Genomic DNA, 10,015 nt, shown 5'->3' with positions numbered 1-10,015 from the left:
ATTACCCAATGCTCATTTCCAATAAATTACACTCTTTTCGTAACTTCGTGGCACAAGGCTATGAAAATAGATATTTTTGCTTGCCCCAAAGCTACAAACATATTTTGGCAGGCTCGCTGTAATCCGAAGATAGTCATACCGCCCAAGAAAACAGTCATTGTCCAACGGACTGTTTCTATCAGTCTTTCATCACTCGTAAAGGCGGAAGCTACTGTTGAGGGGAATAGAATCATAAATAGCATCAGCAGTAAGTTGAATGAGAACATAGTTATCAATGCGACACGGAAACAGTCTTTGACACGTTGTTTATCGCCGTGCCCATAATTATAACTCACAATAGGAACAAACCCTTGCGCAAATCCGGTTAATGGGACACTTGCGAATTGCATCGCACTTTGCAGAATGGTCAATGCGCTGACATAAATATCTCCAAAATCTTTCAGACTGCTGTTCAGAACAAAGCCAACCAGGCTTTCGGTACTTGCCATAATAAACGGTGATACGCCCAAAGCAAATATAGAAAGTATTATTTTCCGGTTCAACGCCATATAACGTTTTTCTAAAGGGAGAGAGGCGTGCCGGGAGAAAAGGAAAGTTAAAACCCACACTGCACTACATGCCTGTGAAAGTACTGTAGCCAGGGCCGCGCCTTTTACTCCCATATCGAGCCAAAAAATAAAAATCGGGTCGAGGACGATATTCAACAGTGCTCCTATTAATACCGAGTACATAGCGATAGCAGGACGCCCTTGTGCATTAATAAAGGAGTTTAATCCTGTGGATATTTCTACGAAGATAGTTCCTAATAAATAGATAGAAAGATAGTCGACTGCATACTCCAATGTATTTTCTGAAGCTCCTGTAAAGAGTAGAATCGGCTCCATAAAGGTATATGCGATGAGAGAAGTAAACAAGGTGAATAGTATCAGCAGGATAAAACCATTACCCAGAATTTTTCCGGCACGTGAACGATCCCCCTGTCCGAGTGCGATAGCCGCTAACGGCGCACCGCCACCTCCTACTATCGCTGAAAAAGAAGAAATCAGTATAACAAGAGAAGTCGTTACTCCTACACCCGCCAATGCATCCGTACCAATCCCAGGAATATGACCAATATAAATACGGTCGACCATGCTATAAAGCAAATTAACAAATTGCGCTGCCACAGCCGGAAGTGCCATCTTAAAAACAAGCGGTAACATGCGCTCTGTCCCCAGTCGTTCTTCATATTTATTTATCATCCCAAACTTCTTTTTCTAAAATCAGTTGCAAAGTTATAAGAAAAACAGGCTTTCGATTTAAAACCATTGGATAAAATAAATATAATACATCAGTTATCTCCATGTAAGAAATCCATAGATATACTGATTGATAAGGTTGTGTTGTTCTTCCGTCCCATTCTCTCCCATATTGCTATGTGTTACTCCATCTAATTTTACAACCTTCATCCGGAATTGTTCCTGCTCCTTTTCAGTAGGTAACACTCCAGAGTCTGTATCATAATCGCATCCTCTTAGTGTATAGAGTCGAGGTTTCTGTATTCTGGGCATTATCATTCTGCGATGATCCATAGATATGGCTTTATTTATCAACTCCGGATATCGGGTAGCAAATAACATGGTCATATCTCCGCCATTGGAATGTCCTATCAATATAAGGTCATTCCAATTTAATTGTGGCTTCAATTTCTTAAATTCCTGAATAGTAAAAAGAATATTTGCCACTCCCCTTTCCCAATTTGGCATGCGTGTTTCCATGAAATTACCTTCCATGGCCAAAAGAGGATCATCTACCAATTCATGTTGTATGCTTATTACGTAAAAGCCTTTCTGGGAAAGGAATCGTGTTAGATAGGCATAAGTCTGATTGGACTTATTGTTTTTATTTCCATCATAGCCATGGCTGAATATGATGACTTTCGTTTTCAAATTCACTTTGTGCGGCTGATAGACGGCTAGCGGTATCACTCTGTTTCTTGAAGTATCAAAAAGGCAAGTTGTAAACTCTGTTTGTGAGAAACAAGAGAGTGCCGATAATAAAAGAACAAATACAATAATTAGCTTCTTCATGTTTATAACGTAACATTTATCTTTTTCAATTCTTCAATCTTTCCACCTGTAATATAAGGTATACATTCGGATATCTTCTCAATACTCCAATCCCACCATTGCAATTTCTGCAATTGGGCAATCGTATTCTCATCAAAACGCTTCCGGATTTCTTTGGCCGGTGTCCCACCTACTATCGTATAAGGAGGAACATCTTTAGTAACCACTGCCCGCGACGCAATGACTGCCCCATTTCCAATATGTACTCCTGCCATGATAACAGCTTCATATCCAATCCAGACATCATTACCTATTACTATATCTCCTTTATTATCCCAGGCAGAAGTTACATCTCCCTTATCTAAATTCCATTCCTCAAAAAAGATAGGAAATGTATAATTGGATAAAGAATTCAATGTGTGATTTGCACTGTTGAAAAGAAACTTAGCTCCACAGGCTATGGAGCAGAATTTTCCTATTATCAAGCGATCTTTATTAATCGGATAATGATATAAAACATTGTTCTTCTCAAAAAGAACCGGATCATTTACAAAATCATTGTATATTGTATAATCACCTACGATAATAGCAGGATTCTTAATCACCGTATTCAGGTAAATAGTCTGAAAATCATTGGTACGAGGATATATGTTCGAATTCATTGTAATAGCTACTTTTATATGGTTTATTGAATAGAATAAATAAAATAACTTGTGATTTACGTTAAATCACAAACAGTTGTAACAGCAGAACTTTCTATTGTTACAATCCGTATGGGCGAAGCTATTTACAAAGTTGCCATTTCATTGTGTTAGCAGAACTGGATTTATATTACATAGCAAATATACAAGATAAATTTCATACTATCACGCAACGAACTAAATATGTATCCCATATTGATGCTTCACTTCCGCCATCACAAACGTACTTTCCAATGATCCCAAGCTATCAATCGTCCCCAACACATTCAGAATAAACTCCTGATAGTATTTCATATTGGGAGCATGAATCTTCAACAGGTAATCATAACTTCCTGATATGTTATAACATTCGGTTACTTCAGGAATATCCTGTATGATCCGCGTAAACTCGGCTGCTATATCCCTGTTCAGCCGTCTAAGCTTCACACTGCAGAATACGACAAATCCCTGATTCAGCTTTTCCGCATCCAATACGGCAATATACTTCTTTATATATCCTCCACTCTCCAACCGTTTAAGACGTTCAAAAACAGGAGTTGAAGAAAGGCTCACCCGTGCAGCCAACTCTTTTGTCGTCAATCGGGCGTTTTCTTGCAAAGTACGGAGTATTTGCAAATCGACTCTATCCAGTTTATCAAAAGTATCCATAAGAAAAATATTCTTCTAAAAGGTGATTTCTAGGAATAGCACAGTTATATTATTCCATATAATGGCACAAAAATAGCATTATTTTCTATATTTTAGATATATATTGTTCGATATATCTTCATCCAATAACTTTGCAAGAAAATAAAGAAAGAATATTAAACTTAAAAAATATACGATTATGGCAACAAAGAATTTACATTTCGAGACTTTACAAGTTCATGTAGGACAAGAACAAGCAGATCCGGCAACAGATGCCCGTGCAGTACCTATTTATCAGACTACTTCTTATGTATTTCACAACTCCGCTCACGCAGCCGCACGTTTCGGCCTGCAGGACCCGGGAAACATCTACGGTCGTCTGACCAACTCCACTCAAGGAGTTTTTGAACAACGCGTAGCCGCTCTTGAAGGAGGAGTAGCAGGGCTGGCAGTTGCTTCGGGTGCCGCTGCTATCACTTATGCTTTCGAGAACATCACTCGTGCAGGCGACCATATTGTGGCAGCCAAAACTATTTATGGAGGAAGCTATAACTTACTGGCTCATACCTTACCCAGTTATGGCATCACAACAACATTCGTTGATCCAAGTGATTTATCGAACTTTGAAAAAGCCATTCAGGAAAATACGAAAGCCGTATTTATCGAGACATTGGGAAATCCGAACTCAAATATCATTGATATAGAGGCAGTAGCTGAAATAGCCCACCGCCACAAAATACCTTTGATTATTGACAACACATTTGGTACCCCGTATTTAATCCGCCCTATCGAACACGGAGCAGATATCGTAGTACATTCCGCAACAAAATTCATTGGCGGACACGGTTCGTCATTAGGAGGAGTCATTGTAGATTCGGGCAAATTCGACTGGGTAGCTTCCGGCAAATTTCCACAACTAACCGAACCTGATCCATGCTATCATGGCGTACGCTTCGTTGATGCAGCCGGTCCGGCTGCCTATGCCATCCGTATCCGGGCTATTCTGCTGCGCGACACAGGTGCCACCATCAGTCCATTCAACGCTTTTATCCTGTTGCAAGGCTTGGAAACTCTTTCCTTGCGCGTAGAACGCCATGTAGAAAATGCATTGAAGGTAGTGAATTTCTTAAACAATCATCCGAAAGTGAAGAAAGTGAACCATCCGTCATTATCCAATCATCCTGACCATGCACTGTATCAACGTTACTTCCCGAATGGTGCCGGTTCCATTTTTACTTTCGAGGTAAAAGGCGGACAAGAGGAAGCACACCGCTTCATCGACAGCCTGGAGATTTTCTCCCTGCTTGCCAATGTTGCCGATGTGAAATCATTGGTGATCCACCCGGCAAGCACTACCCATTCACAGCTCAATGCACAGGAACTCGCCGAACAGGAGATTTATCCGGGCACCGTACGTTTATCAATTGGAACGGAACATATTGATGACCTGATTGCGGATTTGGATCAGGCGCTTGCCAAAATCTAACATTCAATCATTGAACTTTCCATGACTGCAAGATGTTATACCTATATAACATTAAAAACATTGCAGTCATGGAAAAATATTTAATACACAGCAACGAACTGCATCTGATAGACGCAGAGAAAATCCATCAAGCCGTAGAAAAGATGGTGGAATCACTCGATTTAGCCGCAGGATCAACCACTAACTTCGATCTCTATCAGGTTGTGGAAAACTACTTTAAAGATCTCGAGAAAAGGAGAAAAATTAATCATGTACTGGGAATCAAAGAAGATAGATATGAACTAGCCGAAGATTTCGGTATAAAATAAAAAAGAGATTTATTCAATCACACCAGACAAGTTTTCCAAAAAATAAGGGAGTTGCACGTTAAGTACAACTCCCTTATTTTTTGAATTATCAGAGTATAACAATCAATTTCCCTGATGCACAGTAAGCTGTGGGAAAGGGAAGTTGATACCTTTTTCATTGAAGGTTTCGTAAATAGCTTTATTGGTATCGAAATAAACACCCCAATAATCTCCGCTATTTACCCATACACGTACCACCACATTCACACTGCTGGCATCTAGCGCATGAAGAGCTATAAACGGAGCAGGTTCATTCAAGATACGTTTATCTTCAGCCAGAATATCACGAACTATCTGCTGAACCTTATTGTAATCTTCCCCATAATCTATACCAATAATCCATTCTACACGGCGGGTTTCCTGGTGACTGTAATTAATCACTACTCCACTACTTAATGAACCATTCGGTATATAAATCAGTTTATTATCCCCAGTAGTAAGGATGGTATGGAATATCTGAATTTCTTTTACTGTACCGGCTGATCCCTGCTGTGTTTCTATCCAATCGCCAACTTTATAAGGTTTGAACAAAAGAATAACCAGTCCACCGGCAAAGTTTTGCAGATTACCGGATAAAGCCATACCGACAGCGACACCGGCGGAAGCCAATAAAGCCGCAAATGAAGTTGTCTCAACTCCCAAGGCACCGACAACAGAAATGATTAACAGGATTGTCAACAGAATATTGACCAGACTTCTAACGAAAGTTTTGATACTTACATCTACTTTTCGTTTATCCATCAGACGCCTGATGAATTTGTTGAGCAGCGAGATGAGGAAACGTCCGACGACAAAGACAAGGACCGCAATCAATATACGTTCTCCGGCACGAATACCGAAGTCTATCAATTGTTGAGTAATCAGCGAAAGCTTATCCAATCCGTCAGCATTGGCAATCGCCTCTTTCATTAATTCGTCTGCAGCCACTTGCACAGAGTCCGCAGCTTGTGTTGCTTGCAATAATAGTAGCATAATTAAATATATATTAAGTGAATAAATGCAGTTTTGTTATTTCAACAATTTACAAAGTTATATTGTTTTTAGTGAATCTAAAAGTTTTTTTTGCTTTCCTCCTGCAAAAGCAGTATTTTTGTCACCGATTCACTGGTAGGGGTGCCTTAACATGACGGGCTGAGAACATACCCATAGAATCTGATCCGGGTAATGCCGGCGTAGAGAACTAATTAGTAAGCAAAAATGAAAAGAATTGTATGGATGGCCGTCGCCTTATTGGGCGCAGGTATCACTGTTCATGCACAGACGAGTGCAAAGGATAGTATGAGAGTAGTAAACCTGCAAGAGGTGCAGGTAGTGTCCACACGTGCCACAGCCAAAACTCCCGTGGCATTCACCAATATAGGCAAAGCAGAACTCAAAAAGGTAAACTTCGGACAGGATATCCCCTATTTGCTAAGTATGACTCCTTCCACACTGACCACATCGGATGCAGGAGCTGGTATCGGCTATACGACACTTCGCGTACGTGGAACCGATGGCACACGAATCAACATCACGGTAAACGGCATACCGATGAACGATGCCGAAAGCCATAACCTGTTCTGGGTGAATATGCCCGACTTTTCTTCTTCCGTAAAAGATATGCAGGTGCAGCGCGGAGCAGGTACATCGACGAACGGAGCAGGTGCTTTCGGAGCCAGTGTCAATATGCAAACCGAAGGCGCATCTATGAAACCATACGCCGAATTCAATGGTTCATACGGTTCGTTCAACACGCACAAGGAAACAGTGAAAGTGGGAACCGGCCTACTCAATAACCACTGGACGTTTGACGCCCGCCTTTCCAATATCGGTACGGACGGATACATAGACCGTGCTTCGGTGGACTTGAACTCTTACTACCTGCAAGGAGGTTATTTTGCAGAAAACACATCTGTGAAGCTCATTGCATTTGCCGGAAAAGAAAAAACATATCATGCTTGGGGATACGCAACAAAAGAGCAAATGGAAAAATTCGGCAGACGCTACAATCCTTGGGGGGAAATGTACACTGATGCCAACGGCAAAAAATATTATTACGACGACCAAACAGATAATTATCTGCAAAAGAATTATCAGCTTCTCTTCAATCATACTTTCTCGACAGCCTGGAATCTGAACGTTGCCTTACATTATACCAAAGGTGACGGTTATTACGAAGAGTACAAAGACGGCAGATACCTGATAGAATATGGTTTAAAACCATTTACAATAGATGGAACCGAAGTATCTAAAAGCGATTTAGTCCGTCAAAAGAAGATGGACAACAAATTCGGCGGCGGCGTTTTTTCTCTCAATTACATGGCTAACAGGCTAAATGCGTCTCTGGGAGGTGGTTTGAATCAATACCGGGGCAATAACTTCGGAAGAGTTCCCTGGGTGAAAAACTACGTAGGTTCTCTATCTCCCGACCATGAATATTACCGCAACAAATCCAAGAAGACCGATGGAAATATTTATCTGAAAGCGAACTACGATCTTACTAGAGGACTAAGTGCTTATGCCGATCTCCAGTATCGCCACATCAACTATACCATCGACGGAAACAATGATAAATATGACTGGAGTAAGAATGCGCTGCGTCCACTGGCAGTAGATAAAAAGTTCGATTTCTTTAATCCGAAAGTAGGATTAAACTGGAACATCACTTCCAACCATCGTGTCTATGCCTCTTTCTCGGTTGCTCAAAAAGAGCCAACAAGAAACAATTATACGGATGGCGATCCGGACTCGTACCCCAAAGCAGAAAAGCTGCTCGACTATGAAGCGGGATATACCTTTGCCAACCAATGGCTGACAGCAGGTGCAAACTTCTACTACATGGACTATACCGACCAACTGGTTCTGACCGGAGCCTTAAACGATATAGGTGAAGCACTGACCGAAAACGTGCCGGACAGTTATCGCATGGGAATCGAAATCATGCTGGGAATCAAACCGTGCAAATGGTTTCAATGGGATATCAACGCTACATGGAGCAAAAACCGTATTCAGGATTTCGTAGAGAGCCTGCCGGGCTACCACTATAATGACGACGGTAGCTCTACTTCTCTCCCGACTATTCAGATAAAGCATAAAGACACTCACATTGCTTTCTCACCGGACTTCTTACTCAACAATCGTTTCTCATTCAATTATAAGGGATTCGAAGCTGCCCTGCAATCACAGTTCGTGAGCAAACAGTATATGACAAACGCAGAAGTTGAAGAACTGACTCTTGATAAGTATTTTGTCAGCAACCTCAATCTGGCGTACAGCTTCCGTCCCAAGAAAGTACTGAAAGAAGTCACCGTAGGATTTACTGTATACAATCTGTTTAATGAAAAATATGAAAACAACGGCTGGGCATCAAGTGACTACACCGATACGCTGGAAAATCGGGGAAACTATGCCGGATATGCAGCTCAAGCAGGAACAAACGTTATGGGACATGTTTCTTTCCGCTTTTAATCACACAGAGTTATGGAATTGAATTTTCTGGAAATATTCGGTACGATTGTCGGGCTAGTCTACCTTTGGTTAGAGTACCGGGCAAGTATCTACCTTTGGATAGCGGGTATTGTGATGCCTGCCATCTACATCTTCGTATATTACAAAGCCGGATTGTATGCTGACTTTGGCATCAATATCTACTACCTGATAGCTGCCATCTACGGCTGGTTCTTCTGGATGTGGGGACACAGGAAAAAGAAAGGTCAACTGACGACAGCAGATGCTTCAACCGGTGACACCCCTAAAGATCTTCCTATCGTACATACTCCGGGAAAATGTTACTTGCCTCTTTTTCTGGTATTCGTCGTTTCTTTCCTCGGTATTGCATGGATACTGATAGCATATACGGATAGCAATGTTCCCTGGCTAGATAGCTTTACTACCGCATTGAGCATTGTCGGTATGTGGATGCTGGCACGCAAATACGTCGAGCAATGGTTTGCCTGGATTTTTGTGGATATTGTCTGCTGCGGACTTTATATCTACAAAGACCTTTATTTTACTTCCGCTTTATACGGACTTTACTCCATTATAGCTATCTTTGGCTACTTTAAGTGGAAAAAATTAATGAGCATACAATGAAATACGAACACTATACTCCCGAAGCCGTGATACTTGCCAATGGCGAATATCCCAGCCATCCTCTTCCCCTGCAAATGCTGGAAAATGCAGAATTTGTAGTTTGCTGTGACGGGGCTGCCAATGAATATATCCTGCGTGGGCATACCCCCGATGTAATTATCGGTGACGGGGATTCTCTTTCCCCGGAATATAAAGAACTTTTCTCCCCTATTGTACATCAGATAGCGAATCAAGAAACGAACGACCAAACCAAAGCCGTTCATTTCCTGCAAAAGAAAGGATTCCGGAGAATTGCCATCGTCGGAGCCACCGGCAAACGGGAAGATCATACGTTAGGAAACATCAGTCTGCTGATCGACTACATGAAAGATGGTATCGAGGTACGTACCATTACCGATTATGGTATGTTTATCCCCGCCAAAGACACGCAAACCTTCGCCTCTCATCCGGGGCAACAAGTTTCTATTTTCAATTTCGGAGCGAAAGGATTGCAAGGAGAGGGATTAGTTTATCCTCTTAGTGATTTTACTAATTGGTGGCAAGGAACGCTTAATGAAGCAACAGCAAATGAGTTTACTGTTCATTGTACGGGAGAATATTTAGTATTCTTAGCTTCTATATAAACTATATTGCAATTATCCGGTTTATGCCACCCTATTGTCACAATTGTGCCACCTTGTTGGCACGACCGTGACACTTCGATGGCACAACCGTGCCAACAAGGTGGCACAAATT

At 41.4% G+C, this 10,015-nt stretch carries 9 protein-coding genes, 1 pseudogene and 1 riboswitch; of the genes and pseudogenes, 5 read left to right on the top strand and 5 right to left on the bottom strand.

Translation table 11 applies throughout. The features are described 5' to 3' along the window. Positions 1-53: 53 nt before the first annotated feature. The 4 genes and pseudogenes from DXA54_RS23175 to DXA54_RS23160 form a co-directional block, all read right to left on the bottom strand. Positions 54-1,241 (bottom strand): annotated as a pseudogene (locus DXA54_RS23175) (MATE family efflux transporter); the annotation flags it as partial. Between the two features lie 93 nt (positions 1,242-1,334). Then, a complete protein-coding gene (locus DXA54_RS23170) occupies positions 1,335-2,069 on the bottom strand; it encodes an alpha/beta fold hydrolase (protein ID WP_120080802.1) in 735 nt (244 codons plus the stop codon). A 2-nt stretch (positions 2,070-2,071) separates the two neighbouring features. Next, on the bottom strand, positions 2,072-2,710 hold the full coding sequence (locus DXA54_RS23165) for a CatB-related O-acetyltransferase (protein ID WP_120080800.1): 639 nt from the start codon (positions 2,708-2,710) through the stop codon (positions 2,072-2,074). Between the two features lie 216 nt (positions 2,711-2,926). After that, positions 2,927-3,397: an Lrp/AsnC family transcriptional regulator gene (locus DXA54_RS23160; protein WP_004299136.1), complete on the bottom strand. Its 471-nt coding sequence runs from the start codon at positions 3,395-3,397 to the stop codon at positions 2,927-2,929. Between the two features lie 178 nt (positions 3,398-3,575). Between DXA54_RS23160 and DXA54_RS23155 the strand changes: the two genes are divergently transcribed. After that, entirely contained in the window at positions 3,576-4,862 is a 1,287-nt protein-coding gene (locus DXA54_RS23155; RefSeq protein ID WP_004299135.1) for an O-acetylhomoserine aminocarboxypropyltransferase/cysteine synthase family protein, read from the top strand. Between the two features lie 68 nt (positions 4,863-4,930). After that, the gene (locus tag DXA54_RS23150; RefSeq protein ID WP_004306417.1) at positions 4,931-5,170 is read left to right on the top strand and encodes a hypothetical protein; all 240 of its coding nucleotides are present in this window, start codon (positions 4,931-4,933) and stop codon (positions 5,168-5,170) included. 102 nt (positions 5,171-5,272) lie between these two features. On the opposite strand, the gene DXA54_RS23145 is transcribed toward DXA54_RS23150, so the two are convergent. Then, complete coding sequence (locus DXA54_RS23145; RefSeq protein WP_004299133.1) at positions 5,273-6,181, bottom strand: mechanosensitive ion channel family protein; 909 nt, start codon at positions 6,179-6,181, stop codon at positions 5,273-5,275. 127 nt (positions 6,182-6,308) lie between these two features. Continuing rightward, a riboswitch (TPP riboswitch) is annotated at positions 6,309-6,405 on the top strand. Between the two features lies 1 nt (position 6,406). Here DXA54_RS23145 and DXA54_RS23140 point away from each other — a divergent pair. Genes DXA54_RS23140 through DXA54_RS23130 form a run of 3 tightly spaced genes read left to right on the top strand, consistent with a single transcriptional unit; the run spans position 6,407 to position 9,903 of the window. Further along, positions 6,407-8,656, top strand: a complete 2,250-nt coding sequence (locus DXA54_RS23140; RefSeq protein ID WP_120080796.1) for a TonB-dependent receptor — start codon at positions 6,407-6,409, stop codon at positions 8,654-8,656. Between the two features lie 12 nt (positions 8,657-8,668). Next, positions 8,669-9,280: a nicotinamide riboside transporter PnuC gene (gene pnuC, locus DXA54_RS23135; protein WP_004299130.1), complete on the top strand. Its 612-nt coding sequence runs from the start codon at positions 8,669-8,671 to the stop codon at positions 9,278-9,280. Further along, positions 9,277-9,903 (top strand): thiamine diphosphokinase, encoded by a 627-nt coding sequence (locus tag DXA54_RS23130; RefSeq protein ID WP_008649998.1) that lies wholly within the window; start codon positions 9,277-9,279, stop codon positions 9,901-9,903. Before pnuC ends, DXA54_RS23130 begins: the two co-directional genes overlap by 4 nt. Positions 9,904-10,015 lie beyond the last annotated feature (112 nt).

The organism is Bacteroides sp. OF03-11BH (genome assembly GCF_003604005.1).
Lineage (GTDB): Bacteria > Bacteroidota > Bacteroidia > Bacteroidales > Bacteroidaceae > Bacteroides > Bacteroides ovatus.
The sequence above is the reverse complement of the archived record's forward strand: the minus strand, read 5'-3'. Positions and strand labels throughout refer to the sequence as shown.